Raw genomic sequence first — 17,482 nt, forward strand, 5'->3', positions numbered from 1 at the left:
CAAAATTTATTTTTTTTGAGCGTAAAGTAGATTTTTTTACTTTTTAGATTAAAAAAAAAACGGGACTTCTATTTAGAAGCCCCGTTTTATATAATTTGTATTTTTTAATTTTCTACTTGCATTGTAATATCGATTGGTCCATAGGTTCTACCAGAGCTAAATGTGTAACTTCCTTTGTATCCAAAGTAATCTCCTGTATCTATAACACCGTTGTTATTGTAGTCTCTCCATGCACATACATATGAATAGTAACCTGGAATTACGGATTTTAATGTGTAATTTCCGTTGCTGACTTTTCCGTATTCACTAACCACTTCATAGCTTCCAGTCCAGAAATTGTATCTTAATACGAAAACTTTTGTTTCTACATCACTTGGTTGTGGTTCTGGATTTGGTGGATTTGTACTTCCGCCATTGTAGTTAATAGCTGCGTATGCATCTATTAAACCTGCACCGTAGTAGTCATCTTCACCAGTTGGTCCCAAATCTTTTGCAGTATTTTTCAAAGCAGCTCTAATTTCTTCTGGTTGAGTTTTTCCAGAAGCATACAATAATGCAGCAACGCCAGCTACGTGTGGTGCGGCCATTGATGTACCTTGTAAGAACATATAAGTATCTCCGTTGCTTGGAGTCCATGCTGTACTTAAAACACCATCTGCATAACCATCGCCATTTTGATCAACACTGGTGTCTCCACCTGGTGCTGCAACATCAACTTCTGGTCCATAGTTCGAGTAAGGTGCTCTTTGAAGATCGTATCTTACAGCTGCAACAGCAATTGTTTCAGGGTATTTGGCTGGATATGAAACAGGTCCATTTTCGTTACCTGCTGCACAGACAATTGTAACACCTTTATTATATGCATATTGGATTGCATCTCTTAAAATTTGAGAATTGCCACCGCCACCAAGGCTCATATTTATTATTTTGGCTCCATGGTCTGCAGCGTATCTTACACCTTGGGCAACTGCGTCAAGCGTTCCAGAACCATCTGCTCCAAGTACTCTTATAGGCATTATCTTTATACCGTATCCACCCCAATTAACTCCTGCAACACCTTTTCCGTTGTTACTTAATGCGGCAATTGTACCTGTTACGTGTGTTCCATGGCTCACGTCTTTTGCAGGATCTGTTGGATCATTATCATTGTCAACAAAGTCGTAACCTTGTACAAAGATACCTTGCAAGTCTGGGTGTGTAAAGCTTACTCCCGTGTCAACAACTGCAACAACCACGTTTGCACTTTTTATAACATCCCATACTTTTGGCAAATTGATTGCTTCATAATGCCATTGATAGCTGTAGTAAGAATCATTTGGAACAGCAAAAGCTCTGTAAATGTAGTTAGGTTCTATGTATTTTACTCCTCCAAGTTTTTTTAAAACATCTAATTTTTTGTCATCTGCTTTGACTTTGAATATGTAAGCTTTTTTTCCATCAAGGCTGTTAGTTGAATATGCATTTTCGACAGAAATTCCCAATTTTGAAATGTTTTGAATATCTCCTTCGTAGTAAACAACATATTCGCCTTTTACAAATTCTACATTTTGATTTTCTACACTGTATGGGGCATATGTTCCATCGGGAAGTTTTACTGTACCGTAAACTGTTGTATAACTTGTTGCTTTTGAGCTAACAAGTGTAAGATCTGATAAACTTTTTCCTTTAAGAAATTCTAGTGGATTTGTAGGAACAGCTTCATCAGTATTTTTTGTAACATTTGAATCCATACACCCAAATAAAACAAAAGTAACTACCGCCAATACAATCAATAAAACTTTCTTCATATCCCTCTATCCCCCCTACTAAAATGTGGTAAAGTAATTTATAGAGACATGGAGTATTTTATCTATTTTTATATTCATTTTTTAAACCAAAACGACAAATTATTGATAAATTTTTAATCAAAATTTGATTTTTTAAAATTCTATTCCCTTTCTTGCCTTGACACCTTTTTTGTAATAGTGCTTAATTTCTTTCATTTCAGTTACGAGGTCTGCAATTTCTATAAATTTTTCTGGAGCATATCTTCCAGTTAAAATAATTTCTACATTTTCATCTCTACTATTCAGTACTTCTAAGACATCTTCAACAGAAAATAGCTTGTAGTAAATTGCAACGTTTACTTCATCGAGGATTACCACATCATATTTTTTACTTTTTAAAACTTCTTCAATTCTTTTTAAACCTTTTTTTGCTGCGTCAATATCTTCTTGAGTTGGTTTGTTAAAGATGAAACAATTTCTTCCAAATTGTTCTATTTCTATGTTCTTTATAAATTCCGGAACTCTTAGCTCGCTATAATCCATTCCTTTTATAAATTGGCCAATAAACACCTTTTTATCAGCACAGGCTGCCCTAAGTGCAAGTCCAAAAGCCGCAGTTGTTTTTCCTTTGCCGTTACCCGTGTAAACATGGATATATCCCATTTTATCCCCTCCATTTTCTAAGTGTATTAAGTAATTGTTCGTTACTTTTTTTATCTTTAAGACCGATTCTTACAAGGTTTAATCCAAAATTTCTTGCATCTCTAACATGAATTTTTCTACTGTGGCAAAAATTTAAAAAGTTATCTATATCTGAGACATCTACTAGAAAGTAGTTGGTATCACTTTTTGTGTAGATAAATTCTTTAAATCTTTCTTTTTGCTCCTTTAAAAATGAAATGGTTATTTCTTTAAAACTATTAACTGTCTCGATGTTTTTTAAAAGGGTATTTAAAAATGTGTAGCCCATTCCACCGATAGCCCATGACATTCTATATTTTTTAAATATTTCTTTGTATTTTTTTGTTTTCACATATCCGACCCTTATTCCGGGGATTCCAAAAAATTTTGTAAAGGTTCTAATTAGTAATACATTGTCAAATTTTTCATAATCTTTTGGATTTTCTACAAAATCTATGAAGGCTTCATCTAGAACAATTTCTATATTTTGATTTAATTTAAAAAATTCTTCTAAGTCTTTATAAATCCCTGTTGGATTATTTGGATTTCCAAGTATTAACACTATCTTTTTAAATTTTTTACTAGCAAGTTTTATTTCGTGCTCAATAACATTTAAGTCAAGGTCCTTATTTACAAAATACCACGGAGTTTTAATTTCTTTTGCTGAAAATTGTGCAACTTTAAAGTATTCTGAATAATTGGGTCTGGGTATAATAACACAGGCATCGTTTAAAATGTGATATCCTATTATGTGAAATGCTTCGGTTGCACCAGCAACTATTACACTTTTTCCAAAAATTTTTTGAAATTTATCTTCTATCCATTCGACGTAGGTGTATCTAAAAATATCATCTTTTCTTATAACATCCTCAATCCAGTCAATTTTTATTGGATTTACAGATATTGAAAAATCTAAAAAATTTTCGTCTTTAATACCACCGTGAACAAAACTATTGCTATCCACACAAACACCACCTTTGTATATAAAGATAGTCCCTTTAAAATATCCTCTTTTTCAACACGTTTTCCTTCAAGTTTATAAACTCCAACTTTTTCAAATCCAAGGTTTAATGCGCCAGCAAACGCACTCATTGGATACATGGAGTTTATTTTTAGTCTTCTGTATTTTTTTAGATAAGAAAAGGCACCTTTAAAATTAAAAAGGGCAATTAATAAAGCAGTAATTCTTGCGGGGATAAAGTTTAATACATCATCAAATCTTGCAGGGAATTTTCCAAACCATTCATACCTTTCATTTCTATATCCAAATAGCGCATCGCAAGTGTTAACTACTCTATATATAAGCGCACCGTATATTCCAAAAATTAAGTAGTAAAATAGAGGACCAACTATACCATCTGATATGTTTTCAGATAAGCTTTCAAGGGCTGCAGAATAAAGTTTATCTTTGCTTAATTTTGAAACATCCCTACTTACAATGCATGATACGTTTTTTCTAAGTTTTTCCACGTCATCTTCGTAGCACCTTTTTACATGAGAATATAATGACTTTATAGAAAAAGTGGATGTTAAAAAATAAATTTCAAACCATTTTGAGATTGATAATAAAGTTTTATACAAAAAAAGCCAAAACAAAATTTCTAAAATTAATGAAAACATGCCTAAAAGAAAACGTGCATGTTTTGACTTTTCAAAAAACTTTCCAATAAATCCCATATATACAACAGGATGAATAAAAGCAGGAAGCTCACCAATAGTTATGTCCATTAGAAGACTAATTAGAAGAATAAACAATTTTCTCAATCTCCTTCATATTAAGACTAGATGTTATGATTTCAGTAACTCTATCTATTTCATCTTCCAGAGTTCTAATGACTATATCTCTTTTTGAATAACCCCTTTGTATTCTTAAAAAGTTTAAGAATTTTTCTAGAAAATCATTGTTGTGGAATATGTTATGAATGTATGTTGCAAAGATATTATCTTTAATGGCACCATCTTTTATGACTTTCTTATTAAAATATATTTTTGAAAAAGGTTTTTCAAATGATTTTGTAATTCCATGGTGAATTTCAAAACCTTTTACGGTTGTATTAAATAATTTTTCCTTTGCAAATACATTTCTTACAGTTTTTTTGTCTATAAAGTAAGTATATGAATTGAGATATCCAAGTCCCTCATATTCTTTTTCTTCTTCTACAAGTTTTTTGCCAAGCATTTGATAACCACCACATATGCCAAATAAAAATGCACCTTTTGAAAGGGCCTTTTTGATTTGTGTATTTTTTTCTTTTAGCCATAGCAAATCGTGGATTGTTGATTTTGTACCAGGAATTATAATTAGGTCAACATCTTCCCTTATATTCTCTACATACCTTGCATTTGTGTTTAAAAAGAGAGGTTCAAAGTCAAAGGTATTTGATATATGTGGAAGTTTTAGTATATCTACTTTTAGATCACCTTTTCCTTCTTTAAATGGAGTAATATCTTCTTCAAAGAGGTTATGATTAAAGTATTCTATAGTCCCAAGAAACTTTATATTAAATCTTTTTCCAAACTTTTCAGGAAAATCCAAAAGAAGCTTTTTGTCTCCTTTGAATTTGTTGAATATATACCCTTTTACTAATTTTCTTTCTTTTTTATTGAATAAAACCATAGTTCCTGCAATCTGTGCAAAAGCACCGCCCCTGTCAATATCTGCAACCAATATTACACTTGCGTTAGCCTTTTTTGCAATTGCCATATTTGAAATATCTTTTATATTTATCTCGGCAGCAGATCCCGAACCTTCTACAATGACAAGTTCATGCTTTTTTTCTAAATTTTTAAGACATTCATATGCGATATTTAAAAGTTCTTCTTTGGATGAATACATGTATTTTTTGTTTTTAATCTTTTCTACTGGTTTTCCTTTTACAATAAGTTGGGAGCCAGTGATATCAGGTTTTAAAAGTATGGGATTCATAATATAACTTGGTTTTTTGTTGCAGGCAATTGCCTGTATATACTGTGCAATTGCCATTTCTCCACCGTCATCGCTTACTATGCTGTTTAGAGAAATATTCTGAGCTTTGAACGGTACTACGTCTATTCCTTTTTTTGCAAAATATCTGCAAAGAGCTGTTGCAATAGTGGTTTTACCAACATTTGAGGCTGTTCCTTGTATCATTAACACCATCTATACCACCTCAAGTATGAGTAAAATAAGTCCATTTACGAAAAGACAAGTTCCACCAAGAACATCTCCTGTTACACCACCAATTTTGCTAGTAGCGATTTTTGATATTAAATAAGTAGTTATCAATGTTACAGTCAATGAAATGATATATTGTTTAAAGAATATAATAAGGAAAAATGTAAAGATTGTTGAAATTAATAAATTCTTTTTTTCAAAAGGAAAAAATAATGCACCAAGACCTTCTTTTTTTGCAGGCTTTGAAAATGCCATTAAAAGGACCATAGAATATCTTCCAAATGTTGATGATACAAAGAAGTGAAATGGGTTTGCATTTAGATAAAGGTTCCAGAAAATTACTACAAACAGCGTTCCAAAGAAAACAGCAAAAGGACCCACATCTCCTTTGCTCATGATTTCTAATCTTTTTTCTTTGGTTGATTGGTTTAAAAAACCATCAAGTGTGTCTAAAAATCCATCGAAATGGAAAAGATCGAAAAAGTAAAATGCTAAGACAAGAAAAAAGACTTTAAGTGCCAGGTTATTTGATAAGGCTCCAAAATAATATATGCTACCAACTATGTAACCTACGAGTGGAAAAAAGCTTGGAAGTTTTTTAACCCTTCTATCAAAGTCATTTACTTTAATATTTAATGGAAGTCTTGAGATAAAGGAAAGTGAAAGAAGAAAATTTTTTATCATAAATTTTCCCTCCAGAGGTTGTAGGAATCTAAAAAGTCGTTTAGATCGAAGACTTCAAAACATATATATTTAAGATTTGGCATTAATTTCATGTATTCTTTTGAAAGCAAAAGTGTTTCTTTGTCTAGTTTTAGATGATCTTGATCTCCTTTTACCCCCATTAAATGAAATTCTACGGTATTTTCGAAAAATTCTTTTGTTACTTTCATACCTAAGATGTGATGACCTATATCAAATACCGTTCTATTGTGTATTAAAATGTCTTTTTTTAGATTTTCCACGGAAATTTTGTCTGATTTTTTCAATAAAGGTTCTATACAATCTATTGGGTGGGCAACATAGTTTAATATTGGTAAATTACTTTCTTCAAAAAAATTAAATGCATCTTCGACGTTGTTTATACAGTCTGTTGGAAGGTGTACGGTGTATTCTAGTCCGTATTTTTTTGAGATTTTATAAAGTTCTGGAAGTTCATTTTTTAGCATATGTCTTGTTTCCATGTCAAATGAAAAAACAAGAAGTTCTACAAAATCGACTATTTCAGCAACTAATTTAACATTTTCAAGATAACCTCCTGGAATAAGCCAAGAAGTGGCTCCTATTTTCATTTTATTTTCACCCCTATCCCCGATACCATTAAATAAACATTATCTGAAAGTGAAGCAACTTTTTTGTTGAGCAGTCCCAAGTTGTCTACATATTTTCTTGAAAGTTTATTTTCTGGTATTATTCCCCATCCTACTTCGTTTGTGACAATAATTAAGTTGTAATTAACTCTTTTTAGTGAATCAATAAGTTTTTTTGTATAATATTCTATATCTTTTTCATAATAATATAGATTTCCAAGATAGGTTGTGAGACAGTCAAGTATTGCAACTTCATATTTTTGATTTAGACTTTCAATGATTTTATAGACCTCTATTGGTTCTTCAAAAGTGTCAAAACCTATTCTTTCTTGTTTATGTTTTTCTATTCTTTTTTTCATCTCTTCATCAAAAGCAACACCAGTTGCAATAAATGCCTTTTTTTTAAAGTTTTCTGATAACTTTAAAGCAAAACTACTTTTTCCTGATTTTACACCACCAGTTATAAGGGTTATCATGATATCACCTTTTCATTTTTAAAGTTAAAGTATTTTATAGCGGCTTCTATTAAATAAACGGATAATGCCGCACCTGTTCCTTCACCAAGCCTCATATCAAGATCTAAGATAGGCCTTACACCTAGGCTATCCAAAATGACTTTATGCCCTTTTACTTTTGATAAATGTCCGAAAAAGGCGTAATCTAAAACTCTTTCATTTATCTTATACGCTAGGTAAAATCCGGCGGTTGTTGGAAATCCGTCTATAACCACGGGGACTTTATTTTTAAAAGCTTCTAAGATGAAACCTGCCATTTGACCTATGCAGTATCCACCAACCTTAGAGAGAACATCAATTGGATCATTTGGATTTGGCCTATTTATTTTCAAAGCTTTCTTTACAATATTTCTTTTCTTTATTACAGAAGAAGGAGGAATAGGTGTTCCAATATCGGTTATTTTATTCACATCAAAGCCAAATGAGGCAAATATTGCGGTTGCCGTTGTTGTATTTCCAATACCTTTGTCACCTATTACAAGTAAATCTGCTCCTTGGCTTATAGCTTTTTTTGCAACTTTCATTCCATATTCAATACATGTAATTGCTTCTTCTCTTGTCATTGCAGGCCCCATTGAAAAATCTTTTGTGCCATATCCTACTTTCATTTTTATCAATGAAGGATTATCTTCAAAATCATAATCTACGCCACTATCTACTACAAAAAATTTAAGCCCCATATGTCTTGCAAAGACGTTTATACCTGCACCACCTTTAAAATAATTTAAAACCATTTGATAGGTCACGTTTTTAGGATACGCAGAAACTCCGTTTTGTACTACTCCATGATCTGCTGCAAATACATAAACTCTTTTGTCCTTGAACATTGGCAATGGAATTTGCTTTTTTATTTTAAAAAGTTTACTGGCAAGTTCTTCAAGATATCCTGCCTCGTTCATTTTAATTCCCCCTTGAGTATGTTTGAAAGTATTTTTGAAAAATTATCGAAATTATCTATATAATATAGATTGGTCTGTACTTTTAAATCTGAACTGCCAAACCCTTTTGGACCTGTAAAAAATTGAGACATGTAGAGTGAAATCTTTTCCTCGCATTTTGTTTCTGAAGAAACCATTACAACTGATTTTACGTTTGATTTATCGAGAAGATAGTCAATATGCCAGTGCAACTTTTTATTTTTGGACAGGTGCCTAGATACTCTTTTTTCAATATTGTTCATAGCAGAGCCTACATATACGTAAGTACCTTTTTTTAGATTCCATTTTTTTATTTTGGTATCTATTGGCAATTCAATTAATAGTAAGTAGCATCCTTTCATATTTTCACCTTAATAAAAACAAAAATTTCCCCGAAATGCCCTAGCATTCGGGAAGTGACTTTCATCATAGGCAGGTCTCCCGGCTCCCGGATCAACCTACTCTCCACGCCTTCCCAGGAAATACTCCCAGTGGCATCCTGTGGATTTCGTCCCCGGTTACGGTTGCTGGGCAGCCCCGGCCTTTCACCGGTGTTCCCTTAACCTATGATGGTTTTCTATATTATATACTATAAAAGGCCGGTTAGCCCGGCCTTTTGGTCGGGGTGACTGGACTTGAACCAGCGACCTCTTGCGCCCCATGCAAGCGCGCTAGCCAACTGCGCTACACCCCGATACACTAAAATTATATTCTATCTTTCTTTTTATGTCAAACTATATCAGTCTTTTTTAAGTTTGTAAAAAGTTGAATTTTGATAAAAATCCTGCTTTTTTGTGTTAAAATAAAACGTGGGAGGCGTTTTTTTGATGTTTAGATTTTATTTAAAATACTTTTTGATAGCTTTTATCATATTTGCATTTTTTCCCATATCCTTTTATTATTTATCATATCCTAAAGGAGTAAAAATAGTAAAGGCGGAGAATGGAATTTCTCTTCCGATTTCTTCAACTCTAAATTCAAGAAGGACATTCCATTTGAAATTTCAAATTCCAAATGGATATAGTTATGTATATTTCCCATATGTTGATTGTTCATATATTAAAGTCTATTCTTCAGGGAAATTAATTGGAAAATATGGATTTAACGATAGAAATGCGCATTCTTGGTTTGTGCCGATGTTGTTTGAGATTCCAAATAATATAAATAGCTTGGAAGTTGAAATTAGCGGAGTTTATTCAATAGGGCTTGATAGTTTTTATTTGATAAAAGAGGGTGAAAGAAAAAAATATGTCTTTTTAAGATTTTTAACGGATAATTTAATAAATATATCGATAGGTCTTGTGTTAACTCTTGGTATACTGCTTTTAATGCTTTCGAAAAACGCAAATTTTTTGCGAAAAAATGCATATGTTTATTTTGGGCTCTCGAGTATTTTTGCAACGGTCTGGCTTTTTGATTTGTTGTCATTTGAAAGTTTTTGGTTTCCATTAAGGAAAATATTTGTATCAACTGCATATTTTTCGCTTTTATTAATAATAGTTGGATTTGAGGTTTATAATTTTTCAAAGGTAAGTAAAATTGCAAAAATTGTGTCAATTTTGAATTTTGCTGCGGGAGTTTCTGTGTTGCTAACATTTTCCGATTATCAGCTAAAGTTAGTTTCAACATATGTATCTCCTCTTTTAATACTTGATTCTTTGTATTTAGTATATATAACTTTTAGAGCGTATATACCTCTTGATATGATTTTTTCATCATTTTTTGCAATAACTGTATCTCACGATGCTCTAGTTATGATTTTAAATGTGCCGGCTAGATTTTTTTCTCCATACGGTGTAATAGCTATATATTTAAGTTTTGTGTTTAACATTCTTTTTGAATATAAAGAAAAATCTACGGAGGTAAATATATTATACGCACAGAGTATTATAGACAAATTAACTGGTGCATACAACCGGGGAGTTTTAAATAGTAACTTTTTGAAAAAAGGAGATGTATTGGTTTTTGTTGATCTAAATAAATTTAAGCAAATCAATGACACGCTGGGGCATGATGTTGGAGATAAGGTATTACAAAAACTTTCAAGTATAATTAAGTCATATATTAGCTCTTCAGATCTTCTTGTTAGAATGGGTGGAGATGAGTTTTTAGTTGTTTTGAAAAACAAAGATGAGAGTATAGCAAAAGATTTAATGAAAAAAATTCTTGAAGAGTTTAAAAAATCCTTTGAGTTTTCACCAACATTTTCATGGGGTATTTCAAAGATTGAAGATAATAATATAGACAACGCTATTAGAAAAGCAGATGATTTAATGTATAAAATGAAAAGGGGAAAATAGTTATGCGGTAATACTTTTTTGATATATATTCCAAAGATGCAGAGCAGGATCGTAGCTTTTTACAAAAAGATTTACTCTATTTTCTTTTAATACTTTTCTTGTTCGGTTATTATAACTAATAACGATATTTCTTTTTTCATCGTATATAATGAATTTTTCATTTTTTAGTCTTTCAAGAAAGTATAAAAATAAAAGATCTATTATATTCGAGTTAGAGGAAAATGAAGATATAAATACTCCGTTGTGTTCTAAAAAGTAGAGCTTTCTTTTAATTTTTTCAAATTCAGTCAATACATCTTTAGAAATTTTTCTAAGAGTTTTTTCTAAAAAGGTATTTTTTGTAATAACATATTTTATAATTAGCGATTCAATATTTTTTATTTCAGAAAGAAATGGTAGAAAAATATAACTGTCGTGTATGAATTTTTTAGTAAATTCTATTTCAGAAAGATCGATAAGAATTGATATTTTCCTTTCTTTTTTTAAGACAAAATCTGGTATTATGTTGTTTTTATAGCAAAATTGAATTAGTTTAAGCAGTCCATTAAAGGTTCCATCATATGATACCATCATTTACAAATCCCACCCATTTTTAGAAAATTCAAATAAGGGCATATAAGTCTTTGAAGTTTTAAAGTTTTTTCCTTTAATAGAGATGAAGTCCTTTGCTTTTTTTAGAGAAATTCCTGCCTTTTTTAGAGTGTCAAAGTTAAGTATTCCATGTTTTCTGAGCATGATTATTTTTTGAGCAGATTTAAGGCCAATCCCGGGGATCCTTATTAATTCGTCAAATGTTGCTTTGGATATATCTATTGGAAAGAATTCTGGATGTTTTAGGGCCCACAAAGATTTTGGATCGATATTTAAATCAAGATTTTCAGAATTATCAAAAATTTCTTCTATAGAGTAATTGTAGAACCTTATGAGAAAATCTGTTTGGTACAATCTGTGCTCTCTTAAAGAATTTTCACTCCTTTGTGGAAGCCTTTTATCTTTGTTTATGGCTATATACCCTGAATAATACACCCTTTTAAGTTTATATATTTTATAGAGTTTGCTTGAAAATTCTATAATTTTTTTATCTGATTCGTTAGTTGCCCCAACTATTATCTGTGTTGTTTGTCCCAAAGGAGAATAAGGCTTTACATGTGAATATTTCTTTTTTTCTTCGATGTATTGAAGATATTTAATTGCGGAAGTTTGTAATGGTTTTTGTATTGCTTCTGGCTTTTTTTCAGGTGTAAGATTAAAAAATGCATCTTTTTTTAAAAATTCTACATTTATACTTACCCTGTCTGCGTACATTCCAGCCTTTTCAACTAATGTATCGTCTGCTCCTGGAACTATTTTTAAGTGAATGTAACCAGGAAATTTTTCTTCTTCTCTTAGTTTCTTTGCAACATTTACCAATTGCTCCATAGTATAGTTTGGATCCTTTATTATAGCCGAACTTAAAAAAAGACCTTCTATGTAATTTCTTTTGTAAAAATCCACAGTTAGTTTTACAACTTCATCCACCGTAAAACTTGCACGTTTTATGTTATTTGATTTTCGGTTTATACAATATGCACAATCGTATATGCATGCATTTGAAAATAGTATTTTTAATATAGGAACATACCTGCCATTTGCTACGCTGTAGTACACAAAATCTTTTTTTCTCTTCCCAAAAGAGCATGAAACATCGTATTTTGCAGCAGCAGAAAGAATACTTAGTTTTTCCTCAAGTGTCATATCAACCCCTCCAAGTATACGTTTGTATATATTATATCATGAAAAAATGTATTTTTCAAAATTTTGAGTAATCTTGAGGTATAAAGTTATATAAAATTTTGTTTTTTTATATAAAAATATATAAAAATTGTATAAGAATTGAATTTTATGTATTTTTCCCTTAGAGTTAAATAGTCAAAAATGACTATGGGAGGGATTTTTATGAAAAAGATTTTGTTATTCCTTTTGTATTTCAATTTTTTGTTAACTTACGCTGAAGGGATTTACAAATTTCCAGCAGAATATTTTAAACATGAAACTACATGGCTTGTTTGGCCTCATGAACACACATATGGAGAAAAGTATAGAGATGAACTTGAGCCAATATGGATTGAGATGGCAAAGCATTTAAGTTTTTCAGAGAAAGTATGCATTATTGTATACGATAGAAATGAAAAGTATAGAGTGTCAAAGATTTTAGAAAGGTCTAAAGCAAATATGGAAAATGTAAGGTTTTTTGTATATAAAACAGATGATGTGTGGATAAGGGATACTGGGCCTTTTTTTGTATACGATGAAAATAAAAATTTAGTGGTATTAAATTTTGGATTTAATGGCTGGGGAGGGAAAGTACCATATAATAGAGATAAAAACTTAAAAAAATTTATAGGAAAATTATTAAATTTGGAAATAATTAATCTTAAAGATATTGTTCTTGAAGGAGGTGCTGTGGAATTGGGAGACGATGGTACATGTTTATTAACCAAAAGTGCTATTTTAAATAAAAATAGAAACCCGAATTTGTCAGTTGAAGAGTTAAAGTTCTATTTAAATAAATATCTTGGAGCAAGTAAGTTTGTAGTTTTAGAAGGAGTTAAAGGAATTGACATCACTGATTTTCACATTGATGGTTTTGCAAAAGTTTATAAGGATAAGATAATAACGATGAAAAGAGAAGAACTAATAGAATGGGGACTTTCAGAAAGTGATATAGAAATTTTATATTCTGCGAAAAATAACAAAGGAAAGAAATTTGATTTTGTTTTTTTACCACTTACAAAAAATAATGTGACTTTGAAAAATGGAAAAAACTTGAGGTATAAAGGTTCATATGTAAATTTTTATATTGCAAATAAAGTTGTTTTAGTACCAGTATATAATGATCCAAATGATAGCGTTGCTTTAAGAATACTTGAAAATATTTTTCCTAAAAGAAAAGTTGTAGGTATCGATGTTAGAGAATTATATAAATATGGAGGTATGATACATTGTGTTACAATTCAACAGCCAAAAATGGTAGAATATAATTAAACTATATTTGGAGGGATTGTATGGAAATAATTAAAGAACTTAAAAATGGAAAGATACTATCAAAGAAAATCAAAGGAAAGCCTGGAAAAGTTAAAGTATTTGAGGAAGAATTAAATGATAATTATATTTTGATCAATAACTGGCAAAGTTGGGGACCAACAAAGGTTATACCTAAGGATTTTAAACTTAATATTTCAAAAGATTTTCTTGAAAAAGCAAGGTTTTCACCTAATCCAAATCCTGAGTTATTACTAGATTATATTGTTAGTGACTATTTTATTGCTACGAAAGATAAATTATACGGTTTTTTGTCATCAAAGATCGGCCATCCTTATTTTTTGATAAAGGATGGAAAAATAGAAGGGTATATCGATTATTTTGAAGAAGAATTTGAAGATTATACTGAAACAGAACCACTAGTTGTTTTGAGTGGAAATATTGATATGCTTTTGAGAGAGTATGGAGAACTCCTTAGAGATTATAACAAACCACAATTTAAGGAATGGAATCCTGTAGGTTGGTCAAGTTGGTATTATTATTTTGAAAAACTTACTTGGAATGATGTTTTGAAAAATCTTGAACTTGCTAAAAATTATCCATTTGAAGTTTTTCAAATAGATGATTCTTGGCAAAAAGACATAGGAGATTGGCAGCCAAAAGAAAGTTTCCCATCGTTAAAAGAAATGGCAGAGACTATAAAGAAATTTGGATTTGTTCCTGGAATATGGCTTGCTCCATTTAGTGTATCTGAAACTTCAAGCATTTTTAAAGAGCACAAAGATTGGCTTGTAAAAGATGATGATGGAAATCCAAAGGTAGCGTATCAAAATTGGGGAAAAAATATCTACGCACTTGATCTGAGTAATCCAGAAGTTTTAGATTTTGTTGAAACTCTTTTTAAAGTTCTAAAAGATTCAAGATTTGAATATTTTAAAATAGATTTCTTATTTGCAGGTGCAATTCCTGGAAAAAGATATCAAAATATATCCCCCATTCGTGCATATAGGCTTGGAATGGAAAAAATAAGGAAAACGGTAAATGACAATTTCATCCTTGGGTGTGGAGCTCCTCTTCTTCCGTCAATCGGTTATGTTGATGGAATGAGAATTGGTCCTGATACAGCACCTTATTATGATCCAAAAATTCCGGATAATTTAGGACCAAATGCATATAGCGCGCTTCGCAATACAATAACAAGGTATTTTATGAACAAAAAACTTTGGTGGAATGATCCAGATTGTTTGCTTCTTAGAAAAACGGAGACGAATCTTACAACAAATCAAAAAAAGATGTTTGCAATAACAGCGGGAATGCTTGATAACATGATACTTGTAAGTGATGATCTAGAACTTGAACTAGATGATTTTCTCATTCCGACAGCTTTAAAATTAAAAGATGGAGAATATTTTGTAGAAGGCATTATGGACAAGGCATTTACTATTTATACAAAAAATGAAAAAGTTGGAGAAGTTAAATTTAGAATTTGTCTTGAAACAGAAAAATCTGAGTATTATCCAGATAAAGATTTCTTAAAGGGTAAAAAATAAGAATGCGTCCCAGCTGGGACGCATCTATTTATTATAACTTAATTTTTCCTTCATAAAGTGGGAATCTAGTGCAGAGATCTTTTACCTTCTTTTGTGTTTTTTCAATGATTTCTTCATCTACATTTCCTTCTTCGTCTTTTACATGTTTTAGTACATCTACAATAAGTTCTGCTATTTCTTCCATTTCAGATTCCTTCATTCCTCTTGTTGTAAGTGCTGGTGTTCCAAGTCTTATACCACTTGCAATAAATGGAGATCTTGTTTCATTTGGAATGGTGTTTTTGTTTACTGTAATGTGGCATTTTCCAAGTGCAATTTCTGCAGCTTTTCCAGTAACATTTAGTGGGTTAAGATCAACGAGCATTAAGTGAGTGTCTGTTCCACCTGAAACAATCCTCAAGCCTCTTTTTTCAAGTTCTGCTGCAAGTGTTTTCGCGTTCTTTACAACTTGTTTTTGATATTCTTTAAATTCGTCTGTTAATGCTTCTTTGAAACAAACAGCTTTTGCAGCAATTACATGCATTAATGGTCCACCCTGAATTCCAGGGAATATTGATTTATTTATTGCTTTGTACAATTCTTTATCATTGGTTAATATCATACCACCTCTTGGACCTCTCAATGTTTTGTGAGTAGTACTTGTTACTATGTGAGCATATTCTGCAGGATTTGGATAAATTCCTGCTGCAACAAGACCAGCAAAATGTGCCATATCTACGATGAGATATGCTCCAACTTCATCTGCTATTTCTCTAAATTTTTTAAAGTCAATTATTCTTGAGTAGGCACTTCCTCCGGCAACTATAATCTTTGGTTTGTGTTTTAAGGCAAGATCTCTAACCTCATCATAGTCGATTACTTCGGTTTCAGGATTTACACCGTATGGAACGACGTTATATATTCTTCCAGAAAAGTTTACAGAAGCACCATGGGTGAGGTGACCTCCATGACTTAACGACATTCCCATTATAGTATCTCCTGGTTCGGAAACGGCAAAGTATGCTCCCATATTTGCTTGTGAGCCTGAATGTGGTTGAACATTTGCGTACTTTACGTTAAACAATTCTTTTGCTCTATCTCTTGCAAGCTTTTCAGCAACATCTACCCATTCACAGCCACCGTAGTATCTTCTTCCAGGATATCCTTCTGCATATTTATTAGTTAAAACGCTTCCCATTGCTTCAATTACAGCAAGTGATGCAAAATTTTCTGAAGCAATAAGTTCAAGTCCGTATTCTTGTCTTTCCCATTCTTTTAATATAACATCATATATTTCAGGGTCAGTCTTTTTAACGTTTTCCCACATGAAATATCCCTCCTGTTTATTTTGTATTAGTCATTAATATTCTAACATTAACAATATACTTTAAAAACTATAAAAAACATTGATTAAAAACAAAGAACACAAAAAATCATTTTAAGACAACTTTTATTTTGGTTTTAAAAAGATTTATGATAAAATCTAAATATAAATTTCAATCAAAATTTTAATTTGTCGGTCGATAATATAATAAACAGATAATAAACATCTATTTTTAGCTGTTTAGTATATATAAGGTTTTAAAGAAGATGAAAATGTATGTTTTAAACAAAGTGAAAAACAACATCAATCTTTTATTAAATTTGATGATAATAAAGTTTTTTGGTAAAATATCTTCAGAAAGTTATTTACTAAATTTAAAGGGAGGGGAACATATGAAAATGAAAAAAGGTTTTACTTTAGTTGAGCTTTTGATCGTTTTGGCAGTTATTGCCGCATTACTTTCAGTTGCAACACCACTTGCATTAAACGCAGTAAAGAAGGCAAAAGCAAGTCAGGTAGCACAAAACTTTAGGGCGATAAAGTCTGCGGTAGAAAATTGGTTTAATACTAATAATCCTGATGACCCAACAAGTTTGAATGTAGATAATGATTTAAAAGGAAAATATCTTAACTCAATTCCAGATGGATTTACAGTATCTGTAGCTGATAGTGGAAGTGGAGTGTACACAGTAACTATTGAATATACAAAAAATGATATTGCACTTGCAGATGTTCAAAAAAGTGGAATGCCTGAAGTTACACAAGATGGAAATAATCTTAAATTAACATTTGATCTTCAAAAGTGGTGGTAATAAGAAGTTGTTTTTGACAAAAGCCCTCTTAAATGAGGGCTTTTTTCTTTGAATATGAAAGAAAATAAGAGAATTTTCTTTTTAATTAGTTTAGAAAGAATTTTTTGGACTAAAATAAGACTTTACAGATATGGGGATCTTTTTTGTATAATT

General features: G+C 31.1%; 17 protein-coding genes, 1 tRNA gene and 1 riboswitch. Of the genes, 4 read left to right on the forward strand and 14 right to left on the reverse strand.

The genetic code is table 11. The features are described from left to right. Positions 1-104 precede the first annotated feature (104 nt). The 11 genes from OB7_RS08295 to OB7_RS08345 form a co-directional block, all read right to left on the reverse strand. Entirely contained in the window at positions 105-1,787 is a 1,683-nt protein-coding gene (locus tag OB7_RS08295; protein WP_114703025.1) for a S8 family peptidase, read from the reverse strand. Positions 1,788-1,919: 132 nt separating this feature from the next. Beyond that, positions 1,920-2,429, reverse strand: coding sequence for a cob(I)yrinic acid a,c-diamide adenosyltransferase (gene cobO / locus OB7_RS08300; RefSeq protein WP_114703026.1), 510 nt, complete (start codon positions 2,427-2,429; stop codon positions 1,920-1,922). A gap of 1 nt (position 2,430) precedes the next feature. Continuing rightward, positions 2,431-3,411, reverse strand: a complete 981-nt coding sequence (locus OB7_RS08305; RefSeq protein WP_114703027.1) for an aminotransferase class I/II-fold pyridoxal phosphate-dependent enzyme — start codon at positions 3,409-3,411, stop codon at positions 2,431-2,433. Then, positions 3,360-4,202 carry an adenosylcobinamide-phosphate synthase CbiB gene (gene cbiB / locus OB7_RS08310; protein ID WP_114703028.1) on the reverse strand — a complete coding sequence of 281 codons (843 nt, stop codon included), beginning with the start codon at positions 4,200-4,202 and terminating at the stop codon, positions 3,360-3,362. Before cbiB ends, OB7_RS08305 begins: the two co-directional genes overlap by 52 nt. After that, the gene (locus OB7_RS08315; RefSeq protein ID WP_114703029.1) at positions 4,183-5,586 is read right to left on the reverse strand and encodes a cobyric acid synthase; all 1,404 of its coding nucleotides are present in this window, start codon (positions 5,584-5,586) and stop codon (positions 4,183-4,185) included. Before OB7_RS08315 ends, cbiB begins: the two co-directional genes overlap by 20 nt. After that, the gene (locus tag OB7_RS08320; RefSeq protein WP_114703030.1) at positions 5,587-6,285 is read right to left on the reverse strand and encodes an adenosylcobinamide-GDP ribazoletransferase; all 699 of its coding nucleotides are present in this window, start codon (positions 6,283-6,285) and stop codon (positions 5,587-5,589) included. After that, a complete protein-coding gene (cbiR, locus tag OB7_RS08325) occupies positions 6,282-6,893 on the reverse strand; it encodes a cobamide remodeling phosphodiesterase CbiR (RefSeq protein ID WP_114703031.1) in 612 nt (203 codons plus the stop codon). The genes OB7_RS08320 and cbiR overlap by 4 nt, the downstream gene beginning before the upstream one ends. Further along, entirely contained in the window at positions 6,890-7,387 is a 498-nt protein-coding gene (gene cobU, locus OB7_RS08330) for a bifunctional adenosylcobinamide kinase/adenosylcobinamide-phosphate guanylyltransferase (protein ID WP_012579954.1), read from the reverse strand. Before cobU ends, cbiR begins: the two co-directional genes overlap by 4 nt. Then, positions 7,384-8,325 carry a nicotinate-nucleotide--dimethylbenzimidazole phosphoribosyltransferase gene (gene cobT, locus OB7_RS08335; protein WP_114703032.1) on the reverse strand — a complete coding sequence of 314 codons (942 nt, stop codon included), beginning with the start codon at positions 8,323-8,325 and terminating at the stop codon, positions 7,384-7,386. The genes cobU and cobT overlap by 4 nt, the downstream gene beginning before the upstream one ends. Further along, a complete protein-coding gene (locus OB7_RS08340; RefSeq protein ID WP_114703033.1) occupies positions 8,322-8,705 on the reverse strand; it encodes a GIY-YIG nuclease family protein in 384 nt (127 codons plus the stop codon). The genes cobT and OB7_RS08340 overlap by 4 nt, the downstream gene beginning before the upstream one ends. A gap of 52 nt (positions 8,706-8,757) precedes the next feature. After that, positions 8,758-8,926: riboswitch (cobalamin riboswitch) on the reverse strand. A gap of 34 nt (positions 8,927-8,960) precedes the next feature. Then, positions 8,961-9,037: transfer RNA gene (locus tag OB7_RS08345), tRNA-Pro, on the reverse strand. 133 nt (positions 9,038-9,170) lie between these two features. On the opposite strand from OB7_RS08345, the gene OB7_RS08350 reads away from it, so the two are divergent. Then, complete coding sequence (locus OB7_RS08350; protein ID WP_114703068.1) at positions 9,171-10,643, forward strand: GGDEF domain-containing protein; 1,473 nt, start codon at positions 9,171-9,173, stop codon at positions 10,641-10,643. Here the strand turns inward: OB7_RS08350 and OB7_RS08355 are convergent, their stop codons facing one another. Together OB7_RS08355 and OB7_RS08360 are read right to left on the reverse strand one after the other, a co-directional pair. Continuing rightward, positions 10,644-11,216: a DUF4130 domain-containing protein gene (locus tag OB7_RS08355; RefSeq protein ID WP_114703034.1), complete on the reverse strand. Its 573-nt coding sequence runs from the start codon at positions 11,214-11,216 to the stop codon at positions 10,644-10,646. Then, entirely contained in the window at positions 11,217-12,377 is a 1,161-nt protein-coding gene (locus OB7_RS08360; protein ID WP_114703035.1) for a putative DNA modification/repair radical SAM protein, read from the reverse strand. 201 nt (positions 12,378-12,578) lie between these two features. Between OB7_RS08360 and OB7_RS08365 the strand changes: the two genes are divergently transcribed. Both OB7_RS08365 and OB7_RS08370 read left to right on the forward strand, forming a co-directional pair. Next, positions 12,579-13,667, forward strand: a complete 1,089-nt coding sequence (locus tag OB7_RS08365) for an agmatine deiminase family protein (protein WP_170128455.1) — start codon at positions 12,579-12,581, stop codon at positions 13,665-13,667. 20 nt (positions 13,668-13,687) lie between these two features. Then, positions 13,688-15,214, forward strand: a complete 1,527-nt coding sequence (locus OB7_RS08370) for a glycoside hydrolase family 36 protein (protein WP_114703037.1) — start codon at positions 13,688-13,690, stop codon at positions 15,212-15,214. Between the two features lie 31 nt (positions 15,215-15,245). Here the strand turns inward: OB7_RS08370 and glyA are convergent, their stop codons facing one another. Then, complete coding sequence (gene glyA, locus OB7_RS08375; RefSeq protein ID WP_114703038.1) at positions 15,246-16,520, reverse strand: serine hydroxymethyltransferase; 1,275 nt, start codon at positions 16,518-16,520, stop codon at positions 15,246-15,248. A gap of 389 nt (positions 16,521-16,909) precedes the next feature. On the opposite strand from glyA, the gene OB7_RS08380 reads away from it, so the two are divergent. Continuing rightward, positions 16,910-17,329 (forward strand): type IV pilin protein, encoded by a 420-nt coding sequence (locus tag OB7_RS08380; RefSeq protein ID WP_346252950.1) that lies wholly within the window; start codon positions 16,910-16,912, stop codon positions 17,327-17,329. Positions 17,330-17,482: the final 153 nt, after the last annotated feature.

The sequence above is a fragment of the Thermosipho africanus Ob7 genome, from assembly GCF_003351105.1.
In the GTDB taxonomy this organism is placed as follows: Bacteria; Thermotogota; Thermotogae; order Thermotogales; family Fervidobacteriaceae; genus Thermosipho; species Thermosipho africanus.

Coding starts and splice junctions, on each gene's coding strand:
- OB7_RS08295 (WP_114703025.1), bottom strand. CDS start 1,787: ATGAAGAAAGTTTTATTGATTGTATTGGCGGTAGTTACTTTTGTTTTA.
- cobO (WP_114703026.1), bottom strand. CDS start 2,429: ATGGGATATATCCATGTTTACACGGGTAACGGCAAAGGAAAAACAACT.
- OB7_RS08315 (WP_114703029.1), bottom strand. CDS start 5,586: ATGGTGTTAATGATACAAGGAACAGCCTCAAATGTTGGTAAAACCACT.
- OB7_RS08320 (WP_114703030.1), bottom strand. CDS start 6,285: ATGATAAAAAATTTTCTTCTTTCACTTTCCTTTATCTCAAGACTTCCA.
- cbiR (WP_114703031.1), bottom strand. CDS start 6,893: ATGAAAATAGGAGCCACTTCTTGGCTTATTCCAGGAGGTTATCTTGAA.
- cobU (WP_012579954.1), bottom strand. CDS start 7,387: ATGATAACCCTTATAACTGGTGGTGTAAAATCAGGAAAAAGTAGTTTT.
- cobT (WP_114703032.1), bottom strand. CDS start 8,325: ATGAACGAGGCAGGATATCTTGAAGAACTTGCCAGTAAACTTTTTAAA.
- OB7_RS08340 (WP_114703033.1), bottom strand. CDS start 8,705: ATGAAAGGATGCTACTTACTATTAATTGAATTGCCAATAGATACCAAA.
- OB7_RS08350 (WP_114703068.1), top strand. CDS start 9,171: ATGTTTAGATTTTATTTAAAATACTTTTTGATAGCTTTTATCATATTT.
- OB7_RS08355 (WP_114703034.1), bottom strand. CDS start 11,216: ATGATGGTATCATATGATGGAACCTTTAATGGACTGCTTAAACTAATT.
- OB7_RS08360 (WP_114703035.1), bottom strand. CDS start 12,377: ATGACACTTGAGGAAAAACTAAGTATTCTTTCTGCTGCTGCAAAATAC.
- OB7_RS08365 (WP_170128455.1), top strand. CDS start 12,579: ATGAAAAAGATTTTGTTATTCCTTTTGTATTTCAATTTTTTGTTAACT.
- OB7_RS08370 (WP_114703037.1), top strand. CDS start 13,688: ATGGAAATAATTAAAGAACTTAAAAATGGAAAGATACTATCAAAGAAA.
- glyA (WP_114703038.1), bottom strand. CDS start 16,520: ATGTGGGAAAACGTTAAAAAGACTGACCCTGAAATATATGATGTTATA.
- OB7_RS08380 (WP_346252950.1), top strand. CDS start 16,910: ATGAAAATGAAAAAAGGTTTTACTTTAGTTGAGCTTTTGATCGTTTTG.